Here is a 24,938-nt window from a genome sequence, read left to right on the forward strand (position 1 = left end):
AGAGCGCCGCGCGCGTCTCCACCCCCGCAATAAAATTGCGTGGTTCAGAAATCATAGGTCAGGGTCAGGCGGCTCAGCGTGTCGAGGTCGCGGCTGGACAGCAATGTCTCGGATTCATACTGGATATTGTAGGAGAAAGCGGCCGACAGCCGTGTGCTGACCTTGGTTTCTACCGAGGACAGGGCGTTGAGCGTATAGACGTCGCTTTCGGCATAGCCCGATGCGGTTTGTTTGAACGTCACCGTCGGCGTGGCGCGCCAGGCCAGCGCCATGGAACCGCGGACGCCCAGTTTCGTCTCACGTTCGCCGATCAGATATTTGGCGTGGCGAATGGACGGACCGATATCGGCCGACAGATCGACCGGCTTGCTGACGATCAGCTTATAGCCGACGCCGACCGAGGCGGTGTAGCGTTGGTCATAGCCGATCGAGGTGTCGCGTTCGAACTGGGCGAGGCCGTAGGCGAAGCCGCGCGGATCGAATTCATATTTGGGTTCGTAGCCGGCGAAATAGCGTTCGCGCGACGTGACACCATTGGCGCGGCGATAATCGGCGGCGGCGGTCAGCTTGTGCGACCATTGCAATCCGGCGCGAGTCGCCGTCGCGGATACGCTGATCCCGAGTTCGCTGGTCGAGCCTGTGGAACGGAAACCGCCTGCCTCGACCCGGCCGGTCCACAATTCGGTGAAGTGGGCTTCGCGAATCACCGTGTCGTGGGTCGCCTTGGTCCGCTCCTTCCAACTGTTGACCATGCGCTGGATTTCGTCGGCGGAGGCCGGGTTGGTCTGTTTGGCGATCTTGGAAATGGTGGCGATTTCGGTTTCGTTGCCGTTGGCGATCGCAGCTTCCATCATTTCGCGGACGGCCGGTGGCAGCAGCGCCGATTCGGCCGCGCGCGCCGTGGCGGGCAGGGCGACGATCAGCAACGACAGGGGGATCAGACGAGCATACATCGCCCCGTCATAGCCAACCGACCGGGGATTTTAAGCCCCCAAACGCCTACCCCCGTCAGATAAGCGCCCGGAACTCCTGCAATATGTCGCGATACAGTTTGCGCTTGAACGGCACGATCAGGTCGGGCAGCGTTTCGGGCGACGTCCATTTCCATTCCCGGAATTCCGGGTCCTTGGTCTGGATATCGATGTCGCTGTCCAGGCCGACGAAGCGGGCCAGATACCAATATTGGCGCTGGCCGCGATATTTGCCACCCCACAGCTTGCCGACCAGTTCGGGCGGCAGATCGTAGAAATGCTCGTCCTTCGCCTTGGCGATGATTTCGACCAGATCGGGGCGGATGCCGGTTTCTTCCTGCAGTTCGCGCAGCGCGGCCGCCCTGGCATCCTCGCCTTCATCGATGCCGCCCTGTGGCATCTGCCACGCCTCGACCACATTATCGAGCCGCTGGCCGACGAACACCTTGCCGTCCATGTTCACCAGCATGATCCCGACGCAGGGCCGGTATGGCAATAAATTTTCATTCGGCATCGAAGCCATGTCATCCCCAAAAAATTCCGGTTCCCGACGTCCTTGCCGCCTAAAGATCGTCATCGGCGTCGCTACACGACGCGGGAGCCAGAATAGGCAGGGCGGGGCTCCGCGTCCATCGGCCGAATCATCCACCTGTCGATTTGCGGCGACGCGATGGCCGGATCAATCGACGGGACGGCGAAGGCAATATGCCCCAAGGGCCGCTTGGAACCGGCGGCGGCGGGGCGCATTGCCCCGGCATGTCCGATCCTCTTCTCCTCTGGTTTCGCCAGGATCTCCGCCTGTCCGATCAGGCCGCCCTGGCCGCCGCTGTCAGCGAAGGGCCGGTGATTCCGGTCTATGTCCTTGATGATGAAGGTCCGCGTCAATGGGCGATGGGCGGCGCGGCGCGCTGGTGGCTGCACCATAGCCTCGCGCGGCTGGACGAAAGCCTGCGGGGCAAGGGATCGCGCCTGATCCTGCGTCGTGGGCGCAGCGCGGAGGTGCTGGCGGCATTGGCGAAGGAAGTCGGGGCGTCCCGGGTCCATGCGCTGCATCACTACGAACCCTGGTGGCGCAACGCGGAAAAGGCGGTGGCCAAGACGCTCGACCTGAGCCTGCATGACGGCGGCCTGCTCTTGCCGCCGGGCGCGGTGCGGACCGGGGCGGGCGGCATGTATCGCATCTACACGCCCTTTTCGCGCGCCGTTATGGAGCATATGCCGCCCGCCGCGCCGCATCCCGCGCCGCACCGGATCGATGGACCCGCGCACTGGCCGCACGGCGATTCGCTGAACGATTGGGCCTTGCTGCCGACCAGGCCGGACTGGGCGCAGAGTTTCGAGGCGGACTGGACGCCGGGCGAGCAGGGCGCGCGCGCCAATGTTGCGCATTTCCTGGACGAGGTCGGCGATTATCCGACCGCGCGGAATCTGCCGTCGATCGAAGGAACGTCGCGCCTGTCGCCGCATCTGCATTTCGGGGAAGTGTCGCCCGCCTATGTCTGGCACCGGGTCGAATCTTCAGGCCATGATGCAACGATCTTCCTCAAGGAGTTGATCTGGCGTGATTATGCACATGTCCAGATTTGCGGCTTGCCCGCTTATGGGTCCGAAAATGCGCGATCCAATTTCGATGCGCTGCTCTGGCGCGACCTGCGGGAAGCACGGACCGATTTCGCCGCATGGAAGACGGGCAGGACCGGCTATCCGATCGTGGACGCCGGTATGCGGCAGCTTTGGACGACGGGCTGGATGCATAACCGGGTGCGCATGATCGCCGCCAGCTTCCTGATAAAGCACCTGTTGATCGATTGGCGGCATGGCGCGCGCTGGTTCTGGGATACGCTGGTCGATGCCAACTACGCCAATAACAGCGTCAATTGGCAATGGGTCGCGGGCAGCGGCGTCGACGCCAATCTGTTCACGCGAATCATGGCGCCGCTGACCCAGTCGGACAAGTTCGACGCGGCCGATTATATCCGGTCATGGGTGCCGGAACTTGCGGACCTGCCCGACGCAGCAATTCACGATCCAGATGCCCATGGCGCACGACCGGCCGCCTATCCGGCGAAGATCATTGGCCATCGTGAGGGGCGAGAACGCGCTCTGACCGCCTATCGTCGCATCAAGGGGTGATTGCAGCCGCGACCGGCTTGCGGCAGGATTGGCGTCATGAACGCCATCACTCCCCGGCGCGGCCGGCGCGCGCTATCGGTCAAACATCCGCCGCGATCCGGCGCCCCCAGCCGGACGTCCCGCGCGCTGGCGCCCCTGTTCCATCGCTTGCTCGACCGGATCGACCTGGGCCTGGAAGAAGGCGGGCTGGAAGCGTCGCTGCCCGACGGTACGCGCCGCCTGCTGGGCGGTCGGGCGCCGGGGCCGCAGTGCGAGGTGGATTTGCGCTCCTGGCGCGCGCTGGTGCGGTTGGCCGTGGGCGGATCGGCCGGCTGGTATCGCGCCTGGGCGGCGGGGGAATGGGCCAGCCCCGACCCGGTGCCGCTCTTCGCGCTGTTCATGCGCAATGCGGCGGCGCTGGGTCAGGCCGCGCGGCCACGTGGTCCGGGGCGCTGGATCGGGCGCGCGACGCACTGGCTGCGGCGCAACAGCCGGGCGGGATCGCGGCACAATATCGCCTATCATTATGATCTGGGCAATGATTTCTACCGGCTCTGGCTGGATGAAAATATGCATTATTCCAGTGCCTTGTTCCTCAATGCTGATGATCGGATCGAAAGTCTGGAACAGGGGCAACGGCGCAAGGTCGATGCGATCCTGGACCGGCTGGACCTGACGGACGGCGCGTCGCTGCTGGAGATCGGCTGCGGCTGGGGTGGGCTGGCCGAGCAGGCGATGGAGCGGTGCGCGGTCGCCTATAGCGGACTGACCCTGTCGACCGAGCAGGCCGACTATGCCCGCGACCGGCTGGGATCGGGCGCGCAGATTTTGCTGACCGACTATCGCGACGCGCAAGGGCAATATGAGGCCATCGCCAGCGTCGAGATGGTGGAAGCGGTCGGCCAGGCCTATTGGCCTGCCTATCTCGCCGCGATCCATCGGCTGCTCAAGCCAGGGGGCAAGGCGGCGATTCAGTATATATTGATCGATGACGCGATTTTCGAACGCTATGCCCGGGGCGCCGACTTCATCCAGGCCTATATTTTCCCCGGCGGGATGCTGATGTCGGACAGCCGCTTTCGCGCGCTGGCCGAGCGACAGGGGCTGGAATGGCGCGACGTGCGTCGCTTCGGCCCGGATTACGCCGAAACGCTGCGCCGCTGGCGCGAGCGGTTCGACCGGGCGATCGACGAAGGCCAGTTGCCCGCCAGTTTCGACCAGCATTTCGTGGCCTTGTGGCGCTATTATCTGATGTATTGCGAAGGCGGCTTTCGCGGCGGCGGCATCGATGTGGCGCAGGTGACGCTGGTCAAACCGGCGTAACCGTCAGCCTTCGACTCGTATCCTGTGGCCGGTCGGCGCATCGGACGCGACCAGATCGACGATCGCGCTGGCGACGACTTCCGGCCCCTTGAGGCTCGCCGGATCTTCGCCGGGGAAGGCGCGGGCGCGCATCGCCGTGCGGGTCGCGCCGGGATCGACGATATGGGTGCGGATGGCGGAGATATTCTTCATCTCCTCGCCATAGGCGCCGACCAGCGTTTCCAGCGCCGCCTTCGACGCGCCATAGGCGCCCCAATAGGCGCGCGGCGCCACGACCGAGGAGGTCAACGCCACCACCCGCGCGTCGCCGCTGGCGCGCAGCATAGGGTCGAAAGCGGCGATGAGCGCTTGAGGCGCGGCGATGTTGAGCGTCAGCAGCCGCGCAAATTCCTTCGCGTCGATCGCCGGAACCGATGCCAGCGCGCCCAGCGTCGCGGCGTTCAGCACCAATATGTCGAGCGCCTGCCAGCGTCCGCCGATCGCCTGCGCCAGCCGGCCAATGCTCTCGCCATCGGTTAGGTCGAGCGGCGCGATCGTCGCATGGCCGCCGGCCTTGTGGATGCGATCCTCCACCTCTTCCAGCCCGCCGCTGGTCCGCGCGGTCAGCACGACATGCGCGCCCGCGGCGGCGAGCGCTTCGGCCGTGGCGGCGCCGATGCCGCGGCTCGCCCCGGTGACGAGCGCCAATTTGCCGGAAAGTGGGCCAGAAAGGGGATGCTCGGACATGATGTTCCTCTCGTCCCGACCGCAATCGGAACCGCATGAAGGATGAAAGGGAGTGGGCGGCCCGGTCAGGAACCGCCCAAGGCCGTCAGACCACGCGCTCGGCGAGCAGTTCCAGCTGGTTGGTCACCACCACGTCATCCTGATCGGTGAGCGTGGTGGGATAATCGCCGGTGAAGCAGGCATCGCAATATTGCGGGCGGATGTCAGCGCGCTTGGCTTCGCCCAGCGCCTTGTACAGGCCGTCGATCGAGATGAAGGACAGGCTGTCGGCATGGATGAAGTCCTGCATTCCGCCCACGTCCAGCTTGTGGGCCAGCAGCTTGGTGCGTTCGGGCGTATCGACGCCGTAGAAGCAGCTATGCTTGGTCGGCGGCGACGCGATCCGCATATGCACCTCCGCCGCGCCGGCTTCGCGCATCATCTGCACGATTTTGAGGCTGGTCGTGCCACGCACGATCGAATCGTCGATCAGCACGATTCGCTTGCCCTCGATCAGCGCACGGTTGGCGTTGTGCTTGAGCTTCACGCCCAGATGGCGAACCTTGTCCCCCGGCTGGATGAAGGTGCGGCCGATATAGTGCGAGCGGATGATGCCCAGTTCGAACGGGATGCCCGATTGCTGGGCATAGCCGATCGCCGCGGGCACGCCGCTGTCGGGCACGGGGATGACATAGTCCGCCTCGACCGGATTCTCGATCGCCAGTTGCGCGCCGATCGCCTTGCGGACCGAATAGACGCTCGAACCGTCCACGATCGAATCGGGGCGGCTGAAATAGACATGTTCGAAGATGCAGGGACGCGGATGCGTGTCGCCGAAGGGGCGATGCGACCGGATCTGTCCGTCATTGGTGACGATGACCAGTTCGCCCGGATCGATGGTGCGGACATAGTCGGCGCCTACCACGTCGAGCGCAACCGTTTCCGACGCGAAGATCGTGGTTTCGCCCAGATTGCCCATCACCAGCGGGCGAATACCCAGCGGGTCGCGGCAGGCGATCATGCCTTCGGGCGTCATGACGATCAGCGAATAGGCGCCCTCGACCTGCTTCAACGCATCGATGAACTTGTCGAGCAGGGTGCGATAGCTGGACGTCGCCACCAGATGGATGATGACTTCGGTGTCGGAGGTCGACTGGAAGATCGAGCCACGGCGAATCAGTTCGCGGCGCAGCTTCATCGCGTTGGAGATATTGCCATTATGGGCAATGGCGAAGCCGCCCGAGTTCAGTTCCGCATAGAGCGGCTGCACGTTGCGCAGCGACGTTTCGCCGGTGGTGGAGTAGCGTACATGGCCACAGGCGGTATCGCCGGGCAGGCCGCGAATCACTTCGTCCCGGTCGAAATTCCCAGCCACATGCCCCATCGCCCGGTGGGTATGGAAATCATGCCCGTCCCAGCTTGTGATGCCCGCGGCTTCCTGCCCGCGATGTTGCAGGGCGTGAAGGCCAAGCGCGACGATGGCAGACGCTGTTTCCGCGCGGGAAACACCGAAAATGCCACATTCCTCGCGCAACTTGTCGTCGTCGAAGGGGTTTGTCGTAATCATGGGTGCGAGCGGTTCCATAGCCGTTCCTGACAGGCCCACAGGGCCGTCCTTGGGCGCGCATATAGGGACTTCCGCCCGCTTTGTCGCCCTCCTGTCATAAAAAAGCGCAACGAAACGTTCCGTTTCCCGGATTTGCGTCGTTGAAACGCTGAAATGGCGCCCCGGTCAGAAGGGAAACAGCCATCCCGCGATGGCGCCGCCAGCGACGATCGCTGGCGTGACCCATGCCCCTTTCACGCGCCACACAAGAACCAGGGCGACGGCGGCCAAAGCCATGGCGGCCCAGATATGATCGACCCGCATCGCCGTCGCCTGCGCCAACTGGATGAAGGTGGCGGCGATGATGCCGACGACCGCGGCCGCGACTCCTGTGAGGCCATGATGGAGCGCCGGGTTGGCGATCACGGCTTCAAGCCGCTCGAAAAAGACGAGCGAGAAGGCGAAGGCGGGCAGGAACATGCCCAGGGTGATGACCAGCGCGCCGGCAGGGCCGCCCACGATATAGCCGGTAAAGGTGGCGAATATCACGAGCGGCGCCGGCAGAACGCCCGCCAGCGCGATACCGTCGAGAAATGCACCGTCACTGATCCAGCCGCGGCCGACCGTGTCGGCGCGGACATAGGGAATGGCGGTGTACGCGCCGCCGAACGTCAGCAAGCCGCCCTTGAGGCCCGCCACGAACAGCATGGGCAGCGTTACCGCCGCATGGGCGATGGCTTGCGGGCGAAGCTGTTCCGATCCGCCCACAGGCAGCAGCGCCACGGCGAGTATGACGGGCGTCAGCAGGATGGCGATAGCCAGAATCGGGCGATGCGCGAAGGCATAGGCGATACCGCCGCTGGCCAGCGGAACGTAGAAGGGCACGCCGAGCAGCGGGGATGCGAGGCCGACAAGGGCGATGCAGAGCAGCAGCCCATCTTCGACCACATGCTGGCCGATCCGCACGACGGCCCGCAGGATGATCGCCAGCACGACGATCTGCACGCCCAGCAAGAGGCCCGCGAGGCCGATATTGCCTTCGATCCATCGCGTATAGGCCGCGCCGGCCGCCAGCATCAGCACCAGTCCCGGCACCATGAAGCCCAGGCCGGCCACGATGCCGCCGGCGCGACCGCGCGCGACCATGCCCAGATGGACGCATAATTCATGGGCTTCGGGGCCGGGCAATATCTGCAGCACGGCCAGCAGCCGGTTGAACCGGCCCGGCGCGATCCAGCGTTCCTGTTCGACCAGCACCTTGCGCAACATGGCGATCTGGGCGACCGGGCCGCCGAAGGCGAGGAGGCCGAACCCCAGGAATTTCAGGAACAGCGACCACAGGCTGAGCCGTGGCGGCCCAAAAGCATCGCTCTTATCATTCATCCCACGCCCCTTCGCGCCGCACATGCGGCGAATGGAGCGGACTTGGGCGACGGTCGCCTGGCCGGGCGTCCGCATCGGCCCGGTTCATCCTCTATCGGCGAGCGGCATGGCGGATGTCAACGCGTTCGCACCGGCCGGAATCGGCTCACGCAATTCGTTCATAGGCTATCGGCAAAATGCCCTACTGGCGTTGCCTTGCGCGCGCGGCTAAAGACGCAGCCCTGATGCATCGTTTCGCCAATCCCGCCCGCTTCCTGAAGATCGCGCGTCCGTTGACGGGCTGGCTGTTCTGGCCCGGCCTGCTGCTGCTGCTCGTCGGCTCCGCCTGCGGGCTGTTCCTGACCCCGGCCGACTATCTGCAGGGGCAGACGGTGCGCATTCTCTATATCCATGTGCCGGCGGCCTGGCTCGGCATGGGCGGCTGGAGCGGGATCGCCATTGCCGCGCTGATGCAGCTTGTCTGGAAGCATCCGCTCGCCGCCGTCGCCGGGCGCGCCATCGCCGCGCCGGGCGCGCTGTTCACCGCCATCTGCCTGATGACCGGCTCCATCTGGGGTCGCCCGACCTGGGGCACCTGGTGGGAATGGGACGGGCGGATGACGTCGATGCTGGTCCTCTTCTTCCTGTATCTCGGCTATATCGCGCTGGGCAATGCCAGCGCCCGGCAGGCGCAGCAGGGCGGCGTCAGCAATGTGACCGCCATTTTCGGGCTGGTTGGCGCGATCAACATTCCGATCATCAACCGGTCGGTGGTGTGGTGGAACAGCCTGCATCAGGGACCGTCCATCACCCTGCGCGGGTCGAGCATCGACGGATCTTTGCTCTGGCCGCTGGGACTGACATTGCTGGGCTTCACCCTGCTGTTCGGCGCGATCGTGCTGATGCGGATGCGGGCGATCCTGGCGCAGAACAAGGTCGAGGCGCGGATGCAACGCCTGGCGCGTGGATAGAGCAAGAGGGTGGGGCGATGAACCAATGGGCTTTCGTGATCGCCGCCTATGCGGTGACGCTGGCGGGTACGGCGATCGTCAGCCTGGCGAGCTGGCGCGCTATGCGCAGGGCTGAAACGCGGGCCGACCAGATTGCGGATCGGACATGAAGGCGAAACATCAACGACTGATCCTGGCGCTCGCGGCGCTGGTGGCGCTGGTGGGGGCGGGGCTGCTGGCGGCCTCCGCACTCAAGGATGAGGCTGCCTATTTCTACGCGCCCAACGACGTCAAGACCAAGGGCGTCGAACCGGGCAAGCCCATCCGCCTGGGCGGTATGGTGGTCAAGGGGAGCCTGAAGCGCGCGGCCGACGGCGTCACCATTCATTTCGATGTGAGCGACGGCAAGGCGACCGTCCCGGCGACCTTCAGCGGCATCGCGCCCGACCTGTTCAAGGAAGGCAGCGGCGTCGTGGCCGAAGGATCGTTCAACGGCCAAGGCATGTTCGTCGCCACCAACCTGCTCGCCAAGCATGACGAACGTTACATGCCCCGCGAACTGGAAGGCATGAGCTATAATGAGAGCACGCACGAGATGAAGGTGGAGCGGTGATTACCAACCGACATCTCCCTCATCGTCACCCTGAACTCGTTTCAGGGTCCATCGATCGGCAATTCCCTTCGCTCTCGGTTCCGGGATGGATGCTGAAACAAGGTCAGCATGACGTTGAGGCAATGAGAGCATGATCGCCGAAACCGGCCTCGCCGCGCTCTGGCTGGCCGCCGCGCTGGCGCTGCTCCAGCTTGTTCTTGCCTTTGCCGGTCTCAAGGGCGGAAAGACGGAACTCCTCGCTGCCGTTCGGCCGGCAGCCGTGGCGCAGGGCGTGTTGACCGCGATCGCCTTTGCCGCGCTCATTACCCTGTTCCTGCGCTCCGACATGTCGGTGCTGCTGGTCGTCACCAACAGCCATTCGATGAAGCCATGGCTGTATAAATTCGCGGGCACTTGGGGCAATCATGAAGGCTCGATGCTGCTGTGGGTGACGGTGATGGGCGTGGCGGGCGCTGCCGTCGCCCTGTTCGAGCGCGCGCTGCAGCGCAACGCCCATATGGCGACGCTGGGCGGACAGGCGGCGATCTCGCTGGGTTTCTATGCCTTCCTGCTCTTCTCCTCCAACCCCTTCGCGCGGATCGATCCGGCGCCGGCGGACGGGCAGGGCTTGAACCCGCTGCTGCAAGACCCCGGCCTCGCCTTCCATCCACCGACCCTCTATCTCGGCTATGTCGGCCTGTCGGTCGCCTTCTCCTTCGCCATCGGCGCGCTGCTGACGCGGCAGGTCGATGCGGCCTTCGCCCGCGCCATGCGCCCATGGGTGCTGGCGGCCTGGGTGTTGTTGACCCTGGGCATCACCGCGGGCAGCTATTGGGCCTATTATGAGCTGGGCTGGGGCGGCTGGTGGTTCTGGGATCCGGTCGAAAATGCCTCGCTGATGCCCTGGCTCGCGGCGACGGCGTTGCTGCACAGCGTCACGGTGCTGGCCACGCGCGACGCCCTGCGCGCCTGGACGGTGATGCTGGCGGTGGTCGCCTTCTCCATGTCGATGGTCGGCACCTTCCTGGTGCGTTCCGGCATCTTGACCAGCGTCCATGCCTTCGCCGTCGATCCGACGCGGGGCAGTTTCATCCTTGGCCTGCTCGCGCTCTATATCGGCGGCGCGCTGGCTTTGTTCGGCTGGCGGATCGGATCGGTACGCGAAGGCGCGCCGTTCGAACTGGTCAGCCGCGAAACCATGCTGGTGGTCAACAACCTGTTGCTGACGGTCATATTGGGCCTCGTCCTGATCGGCACGCTCTATCCGCTGATGACCGAAGCCTTCGGGCATAAAGTATCGGTCGGCGCGCCCTATTTCGACCGCATCGCCGGGCCGATCGCGCTGGCGCTGATGGTGGCGATGGCGGCAGGGCCGCTTACACGGTGGCGCAAGGACCGGGCGCAGGCTGTTGGAAAACGTTTGCTGGTTCCGTTGGGCATCGCGCTGCTGGTCTCCATCTCGCTGTCTTTGTTCGCCTGGGGCCGCATCGGCATCCTGCCTTTCCTGGGTCTCGTGATCGCGGTCGCGGTCGGCGTCGGCAGCCTTGCCCCGCTGTGGAAGCGCAAGCTCTTGCGCACGCCGCTCTTCACCTATGGCATGGTGATCGCCCATCTGGGCTGCGCGGTCAGCCTGGCGGGCATGGCCTGCGATTCGGCGTTCACGGTTGAAAAGCTGGTGGCTGCCCGTCCCGGTGACGTGATCCAGACCGCCGGCTGGTCGCTCCGCTTCCGTCAGATCGCGCCGATCGCGGGCGATAACTGGACCGCGTTGCAGGCGGAGATGGACGCCCGCCGCGGCGGCTCTTCCGTGCTGATCCGGCCGCAATCGCGCTTCTTCGCCTCGCCGCCGACCACCACCAGCGAAGCGGCGTTGCTGACCCGCTGGGACGGCCAGCTTTACGTCGTGCTGGGCGAAGAGGTGGAGGGCGGCCGTTGGCAGTTGCGCATCTGGTGGAAGCCCTTCGTCACGCTCATCTGGCTGGGCGGCGTCATGATCGCGCTGGGCGGCGCGCTGGCGCTGGTCGGTCGCGAGCGGCGCGGCTGGTTGATGAAATGGCGGGCGCGGGAGGCGCGGCTATGAGGAGGCTGCTGATCTGGTTGCCGTTGGTGCTGTTCCTGGCGTTTGTCGGCCTGTTCGCCAGTGGCCTGTTCAAGCCGGACGACCGCGTCATCCATTCGCGCCTGGTCGGCCAGCTCCTGCCGGCCTTCAGCCTGCCCGCGGCCGCCAGCGATCGTCCGGCGTTGGCGAGCACCCAACTCGCCACAGGCAAACCCCGGCTGCTCAACATTTTTGCGAGCTGGTGCGTCCCCTGCGCCGCCGAAGCGCCGCAACTCGAAGCGCTCCAGAAGGCCGGAGCGCAGATCGACGCCATCGCCATCCGCGACGCCCGGCCGGACGTGGACGCCTTCCTCAAACGCAACGGCAATCCCTATGCCCGCATCGGTCTGGACGCGCGCAGCGCGGTGCAGATGGCGCTCGGTTCGTCCGGCGTCCCGGAAACCTTCGTGATCGATGGCAAGGGACGCATCGCTTATCAGCATATCGGCGACATCCGTGCCGACGACGTACCCATGATCCTTGAAAAGCTGAGGGACGCGCAATGAGGCTGACCCTAGCCCTGCTGCTGGCGCTGGTTTCCCTGCCGCTGTTTGGCACGCCGCTCAGCGCCCAGACCGCGCTGCCGCCGGCGCCCTATGCCGACCGGCAGATCGCCGACCCGGCGTTGGAGCGCAAGGCGAAGGCGCTGATGGAGACCATCCGCTGCCTGACCTGCCAGAGCCAGTCGATCGCCGATTCGGGAGCCAGCATGGCGGGCGACATGCGATCGCAGATTCGCGAACGGATCATGGCGGGCGAGCAGCCCGAAGCGATCCGAAGCTGGCTGATCGCCCGCTATGGCGACTGGGTAAGCTATGAACCCACCGCCGCGCCGATCCTCTGGCCACTCTGGGCCGCGCCGGTGCTGCTGCTGGGCCTGGGCCTGCTGCTGCTGCGCGGCCGGATCAAACGGAGGAACCGGGCATGACCGGCTGGTTCATCGCGGTCGGCCTTGCCGTTGTCGCCTTTGGCGCCTTACTGCTGCTCGGCCGGATTCCGCGATCGGCGCGGGAGATCAGCGCGGCGGCCCTGCTGCTGGGGCTGGCTGGCTATGCCTGGCAGGGCAATCCGGGCCTGGCCGGCGCGCCGCGCGTAAGTAGGGAAAATGCGGGCGACAAGTTCGACGAGAAGCTGGCGCAGCAGCGCCGCGGGCTTGCCGAACGCTATGGTCCGGCTGGGCAATGGCTCATGCTATCCGATGGTCTGGGCCGGCAGGGCAAGACGCGGGAAGCCGCCAATATCCTGCTGGCGGGCCTGCGCGCGAGCCCCGACGATCCCAATCTCTGGCTGGGGCTGGGCAATGCCCTGGTGGCCCATGCCGACGGCGTGGTCTCGCCCGGCGCGGACTTCGCCTATCGCCGCGCGCTGACGCTCGACCCGGAGGGGCCAGCGCCCCGCTATTTTTACGGTCTCGCTTTGGCCCGCAACGGCCAGTTGCAGGCGGCGCGCGACCTGTGGGCGCCACTGGCGGCCAGCGCCCCGGCCGGTAGCCAGGTGAAGGCGGAACTGGACGCCAATATCGCGCGTATCGACTCCATGCTGGCTGCAGACGCCCCGGTGGGGCCATGATGCAGTGCAGCGTTCGCATTGCGCGCTTCCTGGAGCCGTGATAGGGCGCGGCGGTTTACGGGGGACGTGCGGACTATTCCGCAGTCGCCCCCGATTGGGTGTCGATACGAACATGATCCTTCATGGCTGACCTCCTTCCCAACACCGCGCCGGCTTCCGATGACGAGGAGCATGGCGGACATGGTCATGCGCGGCAGAAGGCCACGTTGAAGCTGGTCGTCGGTGCAATCGGCATCGTGTTCGGCGACATCGGCACCAGCCCGCTCTATGCGTTCCGCGAAACCTTCGCCGGCCACCATCATCTGGACCTCGATCCCGATCATATATTGGGCGTCATCAGCCTGATGTTCTGGTCGATGATGCTGGTCGTGACGATGAAATATGTCAGCATCATCATGCGCGCCGACAATAAGGGCGAAGGCGGCAGCCTGGCGTTGCTGGCGTTGATCAACGGGCAGACCAAGACGCAGCGCTGGTCGCGCGGCATCGTTCTGCTGGGTGTGTTCGCCACCGCCCTCTTCTACGGCGACTCGATGATCACCCCGGCGGTTTCGGTCCTGTCGGCGGTGGAGGGGCTTACGGTCTATAATCCCGCCCTTGCGCCGGCGATCCTGCCCGTGGCGATCGTGATCCTGCTCGGCCTGTTCTGGATACAGGGTTTGGGCACCAACAAGGTCGCGGCCTTTTTCGGCCCGATCATGCTGACCTATTTCGTCACGATTGCGGCGCTGGGTGTCGTTTCGATCATCAAGACCCCCGGTATCCTCTATGCTTTCAACCCCTATTGGGCGGTGATGTTCTTCGTCACCGATCCGCTGCCGGCTTTCCTGGCGCTCGGGTCGGTGGTGCTGGCGGTGACCGGCGCCGAAGCGCTCTACGCCGATATGGGCCATTTCGGCCGCAACCCGATTCGCGTGTCCTGGCTCGCCTTCGTCCTGCCCGCGCTGATGCTCAATTATATGGGGCAGGGCGCGCTGCTGTTTCGCGAGGGTGCGGCCGCGCTGCACAGCCCCTTCTACAATCTGGCGCCGCAATGGGGGCAGTTGCCGCTGATCGTGCTGGCGACGCTTGCCGCCATCATCGCGTCGCAGGCGGTGATCTCGGGCGCTTTCTCCGTGACGCAACAGGCGATTCAGTTGGGCTTCATGCCGCGCTTGCGGATCGAGCATACCAGCGCCTCTACCGCCGGCCAGATCTATATCCCCCTCATCAACTGGGGGTTGATGGTGATGGTGATCCTGCTGGTGCTGACATTCCAGACATCGTCCAATCTGACCGCGGCCTATGGCATTGCGGTGACCGGTGCGATGTTCATCGACAATGTGCTGTTGACGGTCGTGATGTACCGGCTGTGGCACTGGAAATGGTATTATGCCGCGCCGGTGCTGGCGGTCTTCTATCTCGTCGATGGCGCCTATCTGGCGGCGAACCTGACCAAGGTGCCGGATGGCGGCTGGTTTCCGCTGCTGATCGGCTTCGTCGTCTTCACCCTGCTGACCACCTGGTCGCGCGGCCGTCGCCTGGTGCAGGACCGTTTGCGAGAGGCGGCGATGCCGATCCCGGTCTTCGTCGCGTCCGCCGCCAACAGTGCGGTGCGGGTGCCCGGCACGGCAGTGTTCATGACGTCGACGCCAGATGGCGTGCCGCACGCGCTGTTGCATAACCTCAAGCACAACAAGGTGCTGCATGAGCGCGTCATCCTGCTGACGGTCAAGATCAAGGACGTGCCGGTGGTCGAGGATGATGGCCGCTGCAAGCTGGAGGATCTGGGCCGGGGCTTCTTCCGCCTCGTCCTCCAATATGGTTTCATGCAGGAACCTGATGTTCCTGCCGCGCTCAAGAATGTCACGGGCTGCGGGCAGGCGTTCAAGATGATGGACACCAGCTTCTTCCTTGCCCGCCAGACGCTATTGCCTTCGGCCAAGCCGGGGATGCCGCTGTGGCGGGAGAAGATCTTCGCCTGGATGTTGCGCAACGCGGAAAGCGCGATGGAGTTTTTCCGCCTGCCCACCAACCGCGTCGTCGAACTGGGTAGCCAGGTCGAGATATGAAAAGGGCGCGGCCTTGCGGTCGCGCCCTTCGTGTTTAGCATCGATGCCGGGGTCAGGCGGCGTCGCGGTCCTTGATGCTGATGTCGACCAACTGACCGCCGTTGATGGCGATCTTCTTGGGCTTCATCGCTTCGGGCACTTCGCGCACCAGTTCGATCGTGAGCAGGCCGTCGGCCAGGTCAGCCTTTTCCACCCGCACGAAATCGGCCAGTTCGAAGCGGCGTTCGAAGCTGCGGTTGGCGATGCCGACGTGCAGGAATTTGGAGCGATCCGCGGGCGATCCGTCGTCCTTGCGACCGATCACCTGAAGCAGGTTCTGCTGGGCGGTAATGTCGATCTCTTCCGGGCGGAAGCCGGCGACGGCCAGGGTCACGCGATAGCGATCCTCCGACAGGCGTTCGATGTTGAAGGGCGGATAATTGTCGCCCTGCGCCAGCCGGGCGTTATTTTCGATCAGGTCGAACAGACGATCGAAGCCGACGGTGGAGCGGCGATAGGGGGTGAGGTCGAAACCACGCATTGTCATAATCTCCCAAAGAGCAGAATGAACGGACCGAACCCTGATTCAGGCGTTCGGCGATACTGTGCCCGGCCCCATGAAGGCGACCGGACACGCTGGATATGGTTCGATCGTCGGGGGTTTCAAGAGGGTGGCACGGCCCGATCGCATGGCCGGGAAAGACGGGGGGTGGACGCTTTGTCCCATAGCCCGCGCCGTCATGACGCCGTAAAGAGGGCGTAATAAAAAACACCCGGATCGTGTTTTCACGATCCGGGTGTTTAATGGACGATTGCTCGTCTCCCCCTTGGCCTGCCTCGACCGCTTCTCAGCCCCCTAAGCTCGAAGCGGGATGCAGTATCCCTGAACCACGGCCTTTCACCTGTGCTTCGATTGTCTTGCTATGACCGACGCAGGGCCGAGTCACGGCCAAAATCCGGGCCGTGCTATTTTCCGTTCGTCGCTGTGGCCGTGATGCAACAATCGGGCAATGCTTGCCGTTATACGGCTCCATGCCTAGAGCGTCAGGCAGACCATCCTGCAAGGGGCCGTTCGCGCCACATGATTCTATCCCGTTACGAACGCATGATCGCCAAGCGCTACCTGCTGCCGGGCAAGGGGGAAGGGTTTATCTTCCTCGTTGCGGGCATCAGCCTGGCTGCGGTCATGCTGGGTGTCGCCGCGCTCATCATCGTCATGAGCGTCATGAACGGCTTCCGCGCCGAGCTTTTCGACAAGATCGTCGGCCTCAATGGCCATGCCGTGGTGCAGGGCTATGGCGGACGCCTGCCCGACTGGCAGTCGATCCTCAAACAGGCCCGCGCGACACCCGGCGTGACGAAGGCAACGCCGATGATCGAGCAGCCGTTGGGTGCGATCTTCCAGGGCCGGTTCGAGCCTGCCCTGGTGCGCGGCATGACGGTCGCCGACATCCGCAATAACAAGACGCTCAAGGGCAAGGTGCTGGCCGGCAGCCTCGACAATCTGACGCCCAATAGCGGCAAGGTGGGGATCGGATCGCGGCTGGCGGAAAATATGGGCGTCCAACTGGGCGACACCATCACCATCTATAACCCGGCGGGCCGTTCCACCCCCTTCGGCACGGTGCCGCGGCAGGTCGCCTATCAGGTCGCCGCGATCTTCGAGGTCGGCGTCTATGATTATGACAAGGCGATGGTCGTCATGCCGATCGAGGATGCGCAGACGCTGCTGTTGCTGGGCGATGTCGTCAGCATGATCGAGGTCGAGACGGTCGATCCCGACCGCGTGGGCCAGATATTGGAACCGCTGGCCGGCAAGGTCGCCGGACGCGCGGTCATCACGGACTGGCGGCAGATGAACGCATCGCTGTTCGAGGCGCTGGCGGTGGAGCGGGTCGCGATGTTCGTCGTTCTATCCATTATCGTGCTGGTGGCGGTGTTCAACATCCTGTCCTCGCTCATCATGCTGGTCCGCGCCAAGACGCGCGACATCGCGATATTGCGGACGATGGGGGCAAGCCGCGTCGGGCTGGTCAAGATTTTCATGACGGTCGGCGTCACCATCGGCACGCTGGGCATGGTGGCCGGCATGGTGCTGGGCTTCACCTTCCTCTTCTTCCGCCAGAATATGGTCAATGCGATCCAGTTCGTGACGGGGCAGAATCTGTGGGACCCCTCGATCCGCTTCCTGACCGAATTGCCGTCACAGCCCGATCCGGTCGAGATCACGGTGATCTGCATCATGGCGCTGGTGTTCAGCTTCCTCGCCACGCTCTATCCGGCCTTCAAGGCCGCCAATACCGATCCCGTCCAGGTGCTGCGCTATGAATGATATCCTCAAAGTGACGGGCCTTGCCCGCAGCTTCACCCAGGGCGGCGTGACCATCGACGTGTTGCGCGGCATCGACCTGACCGTCGGGCCGGGCGAGATCGTCGCGCTGCTGGGGCCGTCCGGTTCGGGCAAGTCGACGCTGTTGCAGGCGGTGGGCCTGCTGGAAGGCGGGTTCGACGGGTCGATCCGCATCGCGGGCGAGGAAGCGGCGAAGCTGGACAATGACGGGCGTACCCGGCTGCGCCGGGATGCGCTGGGCTTCGTCTATCAGTTTCACCATCTGCTGCCCGATTTCAACGCGACCGAGAATGTCGTCCTGCCGCAGGTGATCCGCGACGTGGAGATGGCGGCGGCGAAGGCGCGGGCGGAACTGCTGCTGACCTCGCTGGGCCTGGGGCATCGGCTCGACCATCGGCCGAGCCAGTTGTCGGGTGGCGAGCAGCAGCGGGTGGCCGTCGCCCGCGCGCTGGCCAACAGGCCGGCGCTGGTGCTGGCGGACGAACCGACCGGCAATCTGGACGAGCGGACTGCGGACGTCGTTCTGTCCGAATTCCTGCGGCTGGTGCGGGGCGAAGGCTCCGCCGCGCTGGTGGCCACCCATAATGAGCGGCTGGCGCAGAAGATGGACCGGGTGGTCCGACTGCACGAAGGCGTCCTGGAAGGCGCTTAAGCCGCTGCGGAAGCGCCATCGCGCACGGTCGCGACCAGTATCCGGTCCCGGCCTTCCGACTTGGCGCGCAGCAACGCGGCGTCGGCGGTCTGCAACAGTCGGTCGGGCCGGCCATGATCGGGGAAGGCGGACAGGCCGAAGGAGGCCGTGATCGGTCCCAGTTCCTTGCCATGATGTCCCAGGCGCAGTTCCTGAATGCGCCGCTGTATCTGCATCGCACGGCCAAGCGCCTGATCGAGGTTGAAGCCCGGCATCAATATGACGAATTCTTCGCCGCCCAAGCGGAAGGCATGGCCGTGTTCGCGCAGCGAGTCGCCTAGCACCGCCCCCACGGCGCGCAGCACGGCGTCGCCGGCATCATGGCCATAATTGTCGTTGAAACGCTTGAAATGATCGATATCGACCATCAGGCAAGCCAGCGGCGTGCCGTGGCGATCGGCGTCCTGCACCAAGGTCTGGAGCATGGTGTCGAACTGGCGCCGGTTGGGCAGGCCGGTCAGCGCGTCGGCCATGGCCATTTCGCGCAATGTGTCGCGCAGACGGAGATTGGCGAGGGCCAGGCCGACATTTTCGGCCAGCATTTCCAGATATTTTCCGGTCCGCTCCAGATGGTCGGCGTTGCTGTCGATCGGCTCCTCATAATAGAGCATGCCGATGCTCTCGCTCTGCGCGGCGAGCGGTATGCAGATGGTGCTGACGCTTTCTGAAACGCCCAGATGCTCGCACGGAATATCGACCATGTCGCCGGTCGGCCGGTGGGTCTGGCCACGACGCAGCGCCCAACAGGCTGAAGGCGGAAATTCGATGCGCGATTGCGCGGGCGACAGCCAGTCGCAGGCTTGGGTCATGGCGTTGCGGCGAGCGTCGTGGATATAGAGCCGGCCCGGAAAATCAGGCGCGATTTCCGGCGCGAAGCGGCGCACCACATCGACCAGGTCGCTGACGCTGTCGCAGCCCTGCAATCGTTGCGTCAGCCGCGATATCAGGTCGCGCATCATCCGGTCGGCGTCGCGCTCCTGCTCCAGCCGTTGTCGTTCCAGCCCGTTTTCGCGGAAGATGCGGATCGCCTGCGCCATGTCGCCGATTTCGTCGACATGGGCGGAATCGGGCGGAATGGCGTCATAATCCTGTGCCGCAAGACGCGTGACGACATCGCTCAGCCGCACGACCGGTCGCAGGATGCGTTGTTTCAGCACGAAATAGAGAACGCACAGGAAGAGCAGCGCCGTCATGCCGAGCATGATTTCGGACATGGTGCGCCATTGGCGCGCGGTATCGGTCGCGCGCGCCACCGCATGGTCGGTGCGCTGGTCGAGCATATATTGGAACTTGCCGACCTGTGCGGCGACCCGGTCCAGTTCCCGGCCATATTCGTCGCCGAACAATATGGTGCGGGCGGTCTTGTCGTCCTTGGCCTGAGCGGCCCGGATCGCGGCATCCTGTTCGTCGGTCAGGGCGTCGGACCAGTGCATCGCCTGGCGCAGGGCAGCCAATTCACTCTCATTGGCGCCGGCGTCGCGCAGATGGGCGATCCGCTGCTCGACCGAACGCAGCGCCTCCTTTTCCCGGCGATAGGCGATGAGATGGCTGGGGTCGCCACTGATGACGAAGCCGCGGGCCTGCTCGGTCAGGCGATAGACATCCTCCTCCAGCGTGGCCGTCGCCTGGTCGAAGGTGGCGCGCTGCGCTACCGCAGCGCGCTCGCGCTCCTCGGCGCCGGACGCCATCAGCATGGTGGCGCCGGAAACGAGCGTGAGGGCGACGGTAGCGCCGTAGGCCCAGTTGGTGATCGTGGAGAGACGCATGATGCAGCCGACGATAGCGGCGACAGGTTGGCAATCCGTTAAGGATGGCCCGCAAGCGGTTTACCCACAGATTTCGTTGCCCAAGGGCTGGGACGAATCAGGCTTCGCCCCTAGATTGGCCCACATGCCTCATGCTCCCTTCGTACCGCTGCGCGTCTTTTCCTCCTTCACCATGCTGGAAGGGGCGATAGACCCCAAGAAGATCGCCAAGCAGGCCAAGGCATTGGGCTTTCCGGCGGCGGCGATCACGGACCGCAACGGGCTGTACGGTTCGATGGCTTTTTCCGACGGGTGCAAGGATGAGGGCGTGCAGCCAATCATCGGCGCGATGCTGGGCGTGCTGCGGCCGGGGCGGCCATCCAATGCGGCGCCGATGCACGACTGGCTGGCGCTCTACGCGCAGGATGCGACCGGATATGACAATATCTGCGCGCTGGTGTCGATGGCGCATCTGGACCGGCCGGTCGAGGAAGTGCCGCATGTGACGATCGAGGCGCTGGAGGGGCGGACCGATGGCGTCATCGCGCTGACGGCGGGCGGCGAAGGCGCACTGGCGCGGCTGTTCGCGGAGGATCAGCCCGATGCGGCCATTGCCTATGTCGCGCGGCTGGAGGCGCTGTTTCCGGGGCGGCTCTATGTCGAGATATGCCGCCGGCTCGACGCGATCGAGGGCAAGGCGGAACCGCAACTGCTCGACCTGGCCTATGATCGCGACCTGCCGCTGGTAGCGACCAATCCCACCTGCTTTGCCGAACCGCATTTCCATGAAGCGCATGACGTGATGCTGTGCATCGCCGACAGCGCCTATGTCGACATGCCCGATCGCCGCACCAGTTCGCCCGACGCCTGGATGAAGCCAGCGGGCGAGATGAAGCGGCTGTTCGAGGATTTGCCCGAGGCGCTGGCGAACACGCTGGTGGTTGCGCAGCGCTGCGCCGTGGCCGCGCCCAAGCGCAAGCCGATCCTGCCCAGCCTGGCCGGTGATATCGAGGGCGAAGCCCGGATGTTGCGCGACCTGGCGAGCGCCGGGCTGGACGCGCGTCTGGCGAAGCTGGGCATCATCGCGGACGAGGCGCGCCAACCCTATGTCGAGCGCCTGAAATTCGAGACGGACATCATCATCCAGATGGGGTTTCCGGGCTATTTCCTGATCGTCGCCGACTTCATCAAATGGGCGAAGGACCATGATATTCCTGTGGGTCCGGGCCGTGGGTCCGGCGCCGGATCGGTTGTCGCCTGGGCGCTGCTGATCACCGATCTCGATCCGTTGCAGCTCGGCCTGCTGTTCGAGCGCTTCCTGAACCCGGAACGCGTGTCGATGCCCGACTTCGACATCGATTTCTGCGAAACGCGGCGCGGCGAGGTGATCCGTTACGTCCAGCAGAAATATGGCGCGGACCATGTGGCGCAGATCATCACTTTCGGTAAGCTGAAGGCGCGCGCCGTGCTCAAGGACACCGGCCGCGTATTGCAGATGAGCTATGGCCAGGTCGACCGGCTCGCCAAGCTGGTGCCGAACCACCCGACCGATCCCTGGACGCTGGAGCGGTCGTTGAATGGGGTCGCCGAGTTCCGGGCGGAATATGACAATGACAATCAGGTCCGTCGCCTGATCGACTATGCGATGAAGCTGGAAGGCTTCCCGCGTCATAGCTCCACCCATGCGGCGGGCGTGGTGATCGGCGACCGGCCGTTGCAGCAACTGGTGCCGCTCTATCGCGATCCGCGATCGGACATGCCGGTGACCCAGTTCGACATGAAATATGTCGAGGGCGCGGGGCTGGTGAAGTTCGACTTTCTCGGCCTCAAGACGCTGTCGGTGTTGCAGAAGGCGGTGCAGTTGCTGACCGCGCGGGGCGTGACCGTCGGTCTGGATACGCTCGCCTGGGACGACAGCGCGGTTTACGATCTGCTCCAGCGTGGCGACACGGTGGGTGTGTTCCAGTTGGAATCGGAAGGGATGCGCAAGACGCTGGCCGCAGTACGGCCGACCAATTTCGGCGACATCATCGCCCTCGTCTCGCTCTACCGCCCTGGCCCGATGGACAATATTCCGATGTTCGGGCGTCGCAAGAATGGCCAGGAAGAGATTGAATATCCCCATATTCTGCTGAAGCCGATCCTCGAAGAAACCTACGGCATCTTCGTCTATCAGGAACAGGTGATGCAGGCCGCGCAGATATTGGCCGGCTATTCGCTCGGCGACGCCGACCTGCTGCGCCGCGCCATGGGCAAGAAGGTGAAGGCGGAGATGGACGCGCAGCGCTCGCGCTTCGTCGAGGGCTGTGCCGCGAGCGACATCAAGCCGGCCAAGGCGAACGAACTGTTCGACTTGATCGACAAGTTCGCCGGCTATGGCTTCAATAAATCGCACGCGGCCGCCTATGCGCTGCTCGCTTATCAGACCGCCTGGCTGAAGGCGCATTATCCGGCGGAATTCTATGCCGGGTCGATGGCGTTCGACATCCATCTGACCGAAAAGCTGACCGTCTTCGTGGACGATATGCGGCGCATGGGGCTGACCTGCCTGGCGCCCGATCTCAACCGCAGCCAGGCTGACTTCACCGTCGAGGCCGTGCCGTGTGAGGGCGAGGACAAGCGACTGGGCTTCGCCGTGCGCTATGCGCTGGGGGGCCTCAAGGGCGTGGGCGAGAAGGCGATGGAGCAACTGGTCGCCGAGCGTGAGGCGGCGGGGCCGTTCCAGTCGCTGGACGACTTCGCCGACCGGATCGAACCACGGTTGCTGAATCGGCGGCAGTTGGAAAGCCTGGCGGCGGCGGGGGCGTTCGATGGGGTCCACGCCGACCGGGCGGGCGTTCATGCAGCGGCGGAAACCATTTTGTCGGTGGCGTCGAGCAATGCAGCGGCGCGCGAAAGTGGGCAGGGCGGCCTGTTCGGCGACGTGGAGACGCCGCATGCCGACGTCCGCATTCCGCCGCATCAGGCCTGGACCGTGGCGGACCGCATGGCGCAGGAAAAGGAGGCGTTCGGTTTCTACTTTTCGGCCCATCCGGTCGATCGGTACAAGCATCTCGCCGATGCGCGAGGCGCGCGCAGCTATGGCGCCGTGTGTCAGGCGCCCATGCCCGCGCCCAACGCCGAAGGGCGGGCGATGACGATCATGGCGGCGATGGTCGAGGATGTGCGCTGGCGCGAAACCAAGCGCGGGGCGCGCTACGCCAACGCGACCTTTTCCGACCAGAGCGGCCAGTTTCAGGCGAGTTGCTTCGATGAGGGCGCTTGCAAGGCGATCGAGGAACTGGCGGCCGATGGCGATTGCGCGCTGCTGGTCGTGGAACTGGACCGGTTGCCGGGCGAGGAGACGCCGCGGGTGACGGTGCGGGGGGTCGAGCCGTTCCGGGCGATCGCCAGCGCGTCGCGCATGGAATTGACGGTCGATGTCGAAACCCCGCAGGCGGTCGAGGCGCTGGCGGCCTTGCTGGCCGGTGCGGGTGGTGGACGGAGCGAAGTGTTCCTGCGTGCGCCGGTGGGCGAGGGGCAGGCGGCGCGGCTGTTCCTGGGCGACACCTATAGCCTGGGCGCGGATCAGGTGGATGCGATCTCTACGATCAAGGGGCTGTCGATCCACTGCTTCGAGCGGATGGATGTGAAGGCGGACGGCTACAAGACGCGCACGCGGCGAACGGCGATGCGGTTGGTGGGGTGATTGCGGCGGGTTTTGCGCTGTCGTTTTGGGACCATAGTCGGCCACCCAAAGCCGTCCGAACAACGGAGGCTAAAATAACCGCATCTGTGCGCCTTCGGGTGGGCGGAAGAGGTCGGTGCGCAGGGTCAGCCGTTCCGCGCCAAGGCCTGCGCGTTTGCGGGCCTTGCTGAAGCGGGTGCGGATGAGGTCGGCCCAGACGCCCTGTCCGCGCATCCGGGTGCCGAAATCGGGGTCGTTGTCGCGGCCGCCGCGCAGGTCGCGGATGATCGCCATCACCTTGGCCGCGCGATCGGGATAATGGGCGTCCAGCCATGCGCGGAACAGCGGCGCGACCTCGTGCGGCAAGCGGACGGGGATGTAGCTGACCTCCCGCGCGCCCGCCTGCGCGACGTGGGCGACCAGCGCTTCGATCTCATGGTCGGTGATGGCGGGGATGACCGGCGAGATGCTGGCGGTGACGGGGATGCCGGCGGCCGATAGCTGGCGGATCGCCTCGATCCGGCGCAGCGGATGCGGCGCGCGGGGTTCCAGGGTGCGGGCGATAGCGGGGTCAAGGCTGGTGACGGAGAGCATGACGGCAACCAGCCGGTCGCGCGCCAGATCGGCGAGCAGGTCGATGTCGCGCACTATGCGGTCGGACTTGGTGGTGATGAAGGTCGGGTGGCGGGTTTCGACCAGCAATTCCAATATATCCCGCGTGATCCGCCAATCCTTTTCGATCGGTTGATAGGGGTCGGTGTTCGTGCCCATGGCGATGGGCGCGACGACATAGTTGCGCTTCGACAGTTCGGCGCGCAGCAGTTTTGCGGCATCGGGCTTGGCGAACAATCTGGTTTCGAAATCGAGGCCGGGGGACAGGTCGTGATAGGCATGGGACGGGCGCGCGAAGCAATAGATGCAGCCATGTTCGCACCCCCGATAGGCGTTGATCGATTGGGAAAAGCCGATGTCGGGGCTGGCGTTGCGCGTGAGGATCGTGCGGGGATGTTCGACCGTGACCTGGGTGCGGCGGCGCGGGACAGGGCCGTCCAGTTGCTCGACCGTATCGAGCCAGTCGCCGTCGGCCTCCCGCTGGGGGAGGTTGAAGCGGTGGCTGTCGCCGTTCAGCGTTGCGCCTCTGCCCCTTTCGATCGCCATGGCGCACAAGAACATATAAGGAACAACGTGTCAATTGAGACGACAAGTGCAACAGCAGTACGGCACCGG

21 protein-coding genes are annotated in these 24,938 nt (G+C 64.8%); 13 read left to right on the plus strand and 8 right to left on the minus strand.

Going from position 1 to position 24,938, the window contains the following annotated elements; translation table 11 throughout:
* Nucleotides 1-44: 44 nt before the first annotated feature.
* Together ABT375_RS03470 and ABT375_RS03475 are read right to left on the minus strand one after the other, a co-directional pair.
* Nucleotides 45-953 (minus strand): DUF481 domain-containing protein, encoded by a 909-nt coding sequence (locus ABT375_RS03470; RefSeq protein ID WP_224549484.1) that lies wholly within the window; start codon nt 951-953, stop codon nt 45-47.
* A 55-nt stretch (nt 954-1,008) separates the two neighbouring features.
* Complete coding sequence (locus tag ABT375_RS03475) at nt 1,009-1,494, minus strand: RNA pyrophosphohydrolase (RefSeq protein WP_224549486.1); 486 nt, start codon at nt 1,492-1,494, stop codon at nt 1,009-1,011.
* 233 nt (nt 1,495-1,727) lie between these two features.
* Here ABT375_RS03475 and ABT375_RS03480 point away from each other — a divergent pair, with 233 nt between their 5' ends.
* A complete protein-coding gene (locus ABT375_RS03480; RefSeq protein ID WP_416464135.1) occupies nt 1,728-3,104 on the plus strand; it encodes a cryptochrome/photolyase family protein in 1,377 nt (458 codons plus the stop codon).
* Between the two features lie 36 nt (nt 3,105-3,140).
* Nucleotides 3,141-4,406: a class I SAM-dependent methyltransferase gene (locus ABT375_RS03485; RefSeq protein WP_416464136.1), complete on the plus strand. Its 1,266-nt coding sequence runs from the start codon at nt 3,141-3,143 to the stop codon at nt 4,404-4,406.
* 3 nt (nt 4,407-4,409) lie between these two features.
* On the opposite strand, the gene ABT375_RS03490 is transcribed toward ABT375_RS03485, so the two are convergent.
* The 3 genes from ABT375_RS03490 to chrA all read right to left on the minus strand — a co-directional run bounded on the left by ABT375_RS03490 (nt 4,410) and on the right by chrA (nt 8,040).
* On the minus strand, nt 4,410-5,132 hold the full coding sequence (locus tag ABT375_RS03490) for an SDR family NAD(P)-dependent oxidoreductase (protein WP_261934717.1): 723 nt from the start codon (nt 5,130-5,132) through the stop codon (nt 4,410-4,412).
* 85 nt (nt 5,133-5,217) lie between these two features.
* A complete protein-coding gene (purF, locus tag ABT375_RS03495; protein ID WP_224549494.1) occupies nt 5,218-6,678 on the minus strand; it encodes an amidophosphoribosyltransferase in 1,461 nt (486 codons plus the stop codon).
* Between the two features lie 165 nt (nt 6,679-6,843).
* Entirely contained in the window at nt 6,844-8,040 is a 1,197-nt protein-coding gene (gene chrA, locus ABT375_RS03500) for a chromate efflux transporter (RefSeq protein WP_416464137.1), read from the minus strand.
* 224 nt (nt 8,041-8,264) lie between these two features.
* Between chrA and ccmC the strand changes: the two genes are divergently transcribed.
* The 8 genes from ccmC to ABT375_RS03540 all read left to right on the plus strand — a co-directional run bounded on the left by ccmC (nt 8,265) and on the right by ABT375_RS03540 (nt 15,279).
* A complete protein-coding gene (gene ccmC / locus ABT375_RS03505; protein ID WP_416464138.1) occupies nt 8,265-8,990 on the plus strand; it encodes a heme ABC transporter permease CcmC in 726 nt (241 codons plus the stop codon).
* Nucleotides 8,991-9,007: 17 nt separating this feature from the next.
* Nucleotides 9,008-9,139 (plus strand): hypothetical protein, encoded by a 132-nt coding sequence (locus tag ABT375_RS03510; RefSeq protein WP_261934714.1) that lies wholly within the window; start codon nt 9,008-9,010, stop codon nt 9,137-9,139.
* A complete protein-coding gene (gene ccmE, locus ABT375_RS03515; RefSeq protein ID WP_224549500.1) occupies nt 9,136-9,582 on the plus strand; it encodes a cytochrome c maturation protein CcmE in 447 nt (148 codons plus the stop codon). Before ABT375_RS03510 ends, ccmE begins: the two co-directional genes overlap by 4 nt.
* Nucleotides 9,583-9,712: 130 nt before the next feature.
* Nucleotides 9,713-11,641, plus strand: coding sequence for a heme lyase CcmF/NrfE family subunit (locus ABT375_RS03520; protein ID WP_416464139.1), 1,929 nt, complete (start codon nt 9,713-9,715; stop codon nt 11,639-11,641).
* A complete protein-coding gene (locus ABT375_RS03525) occupies nt 11,638-12,165 on the plus strand; it encodes a redoxin family protein (protein ID WP_416464140.1) in 528 nt (175 codons plus the stop codon). Before ABT375_RS03520 ends, ABT375_RS03525 begins: the two co-directional genes overlap by 4 nt.
* Complete coding sequence (locus ABT375_RS03530; protein ID WP_416464141.1) at nt 12,162-12,587, plus strand: cytochrome c-type biogenesis protein CcmH; 426 nt, start codon at nt 12,162-12,164, stop codon at nt 12,585-12,587. The genes ABT375_RS03525 and ABT375_RS03530 overlap by 4 nt, the downstream gene beginning before the upstream one ends.
* Nucleotides 12,584-13,228, plus strand: coding sequence for a tetratricopeptide repeat protein (locus ABT375_RS03535; protein WP_416464142.1), 645 nt, complete (start codon nt 12,584-12,586; stop codon nt 13,226-13,228). Before ABT375_RS03530 ends, ABT375_RS03535 begins: the two co-directional genes overlap by 4 nt.
* A 122-nt stretch (nt 13,229-13,350) precedes the next feature.
* Nucleotides 13,351-15,279 (plus strand): potassium transporter Kup, encoded by a 1,929-nt coding sequence (locus tag ABT375_RS03540; RefSeq protein WP_261934710.1) that lies wholly within the window; start codon nt 13,351-13,353, stop codon nt 15,277-15,279.
* A 52-nt stretch (nt 15,280-15,331) separates the two neighbouring features.
* On the opposite strand, the gene ABT375_RS03545 is transcribed toward ABT375_RS03540, so the two are convergent.
* Entirely contained in the window at nt 15,332-15,805 is a 474-nt protein-coding gene (locus tag ABT375_RS03545) for an Hsp20 family protein (RefSeq protein ID WP_416464143.1), read from the minus strand.
* 534 nt (nt 15,806-16,339) lie between these two features.
* Between ABT375_RS03545 and ABT375_RS03550 the strand changes: the two genes are divergently transcribed.
* Nucleotides 16,340-17,590, plus strand: a complete 1,251-nt coding sequence (locus tag ABT375_RS03550; protein WP_416464144.1) for a lipoprotein-releasing ABC transporter permease subunit — start codon at nt 16,340-16,342, stop codon at nt 17,588-17,590.
* The gene (locus ABT375_RS03555) at nt 17,583-18,260 is read left to right on the plus strand and encodes an ABC transporter ATP-binding protein (RefSeq protein WP_224549508.1); all 678 of its coding nucleotides are present in this window, start codon (nt 17,583-17,585) and stop codon (nt 18,258-18,260) included. The genes ABT375_RS03550 and ABT375_RS03555 overlap by 8 nt, the downstream gene beginning before the upstream one ends.
* Here ABT375_RS03555 and ABT375_RS03560 read toward each other — a convergent pair.
* Nucleotides 18,257-20,065 carry a diguanylate cyclase gene (locus ABT375_RS03560; RefSeq protein ID WP_416464145.1) on the minus strand — a complete coding sequence of 603 codons (1,809 nt, stop codon included), beginning with the start codon at nt 20,063-20,065 and terminating at the stop codon, nt 18,257-18,259. The two genes, ABT375_RS03555 and ABT375_RS03560, sit on opposite strands and share 4 nt — an antisense overlap.
* A 124-nt stretch (nt 20,066-20,189) precedes the next feature.
* Between ABT375_RS03560 and dnaE the strand changes: the two genes are divergently transcribed.
* A complete protein-coding gene (gene dnaE, locus ABT375_RS03565) occupies nt 20,190-23,732 on the plus strand; it encodes a DNA polymerase III subunit alpha (RefSeq protein ID WP_416464146.1) in 3,543 nt (1,180 codons plus the stop codon).
* Between the two features lie 69 nt (nt 23,733-23,801).
* Here the strand turns inward: dnaE and ABT375_RS03570 are convergent, their stop codons facing one another.
* On the minus strand, nt 23,802-24,869 hold the full coding sequence (locus ABT375_RS03570) for a PA0069 family radical SAM protein (protein WP_416464147.1): 1,068 nt from the start codon (nt 24,867-24,869) through the stop codon (nt 23,802-23,804).
* Nucleotides 24,870-24,938: the final 69 nt, after the last annotated feature.

Source organism: Sphingomonas sp. VDB2 (assembly GCF_047946695.1).
Lineage (GTDB): Bacteria > Pseudomonadota > Alphaproteobacteria > Sphingomonadales > Sphingomonadaceae > Sphingobium > Sphingobium bisphenolicum.

Bases quoted from the DNA above. Each gene is read 5' to 3' on its own strand.
- ABT375_RS03470 (WP_224549484.1), bottom strand. From the start codon at position 953: ATGTATGCTCGTCTGATCCCCCTGTCGTTGCTGATCGTCGCCCTGCCC.
- ABT375_RS03475 (WP_224549486.1), bottom strand. From the start codon at position 1,494: ATGGCTTCGATGCCGAATGAAAATTTATTGCCATACCGGCCCTGCGTC.
- ABT375_RS03480 (WP_416464135.1), top strand. From the start codon at position 1,728: ATGTCCGATCCTCTTCTCCTCTGGTTTCGCCAGGATCTCCGCCTGTCC.
- ABT375_RS03485 (WP_416464136.1), top strand. From the start codon at position 3,141: ATGAACGCCATCACTCCCCGGCGCGGCCGGCGCGCGCTATCGGTCAAA.
- ABT375_RS03490 (WP_261934717.1), bottom strand. From the start codon at position 5,132: ATGTCCGAGCATCCCCTTTCTGGCCCACTTTCCGGCAAATTGGCGCTC.
- purF (WP_224549494.1), bottom strand. From the start codon at position 6,678: ATGATTACGACAAACCCCTTCGACGACGACAAGTTGCGCGAGGAATGT.
- chrA (WP_416464137.1), bottom strand. From the start codon at position 8,040: ATGAATGATAAGAGCGATGCTTTTGGGCCGCCACGGCTCAGCCTGTGG.
- ccmC (WP_416464138.1), top strand. From the start codon at position 8,265: ATGCATCGTTTCGCCAATCCCGCCCGCTTCCTGAAGATCGCGCGTCCG.
- ABT375_RS03510 (WP_261934714.1), top strand. From the start codon at position 9,008: ATGAACCAATGGGCTTTCGTGATCGCCGCCTATGCGGTGACGCTGGCG.
- ccmE (WP_224549500.1), top strand. From the start codon at position 9,136: ATGAAGGCGAAACATCAACGACTGATCCTGGCGCTCGCGGCGCTGGTG.
- ABT375_RS03520 (WP_416464139.1), top strand. From the start codon at position 9,713: ATGATCGCCGAAACCGGCCTCGCCGCGCTCTGGCTGGCCGCCGCGCTG.
- ABT375_RS03525 (WP_416464140.1), top strand. From the start codon at position 11,638: ATGAGGAGGCTGCTGATCTGGTTGCCGTTGGTGCTGTTCCTGGCGTTT.
- ABT375_RS03530 (WP_416464141.1), top strand. From the start codon at position 12,162: ATGAGGCTGACCCTAGCCCTGCTGCTGGCGCTGGTTTCCCTGCCGCTG.
- ABT375_RS03535 (WP_416464142.1), top strand. From the start codon at position 12,584: ATGACCGGCTGGTTCATCGCGGTCGGCCTTGCCGTTGTCGCCTTTGGC.
- ABT375_RS03540 (WP_261934710.1), top strand. From the start codon at position 13,351: ATGGCTGACCTCCTTCCCAACACCGCGCCGGCTTCCGATGACGAGGAG.
- ABT375_RS03545 (WP_416464143.1), bottom strand. From the start codon at position 15,805: ATGACAATGCGTGGTTTCGACCTCACCCCCTATCGCCGCTCCACCGTC.
- ABT375_RS03550 (WP_416464144.1), top strand. From the start codon at position 16,340: ATGATTCTATCCCGTTACGAACGCATGATCGCCAAGCGCTACCTGCTG.
- ABT375_RS03555 (WP_224549508.1), top strand. From the start codon at position 17,583: ATGAATGATATCCTCAAAGTGACGGGCCTTGCCCGCAGCTTCACCCAG.
- ABT375_RS03560 (WP_416464145.1), bottom strand. From the start codon at position 20,065: ATGCGTCTCTCCACGATCACCAACTGGGCCTACGGCGCTACCGTCGCC.
- dnaE (WP_416464146.1), top strand. From the start codon at position 20,190: ATGCCTCATGCTCCCTTCGTACCGCTGCGCGTCTTTTCCTCCTTCACC.
- ABT375_RS03570 (WP_416464147.1), bottom strand. From the start codon at position 24,869: ATGGCGATCGAAAGGGGCAGAGGCGCAACGCTGAACGGCGACAGCCAC.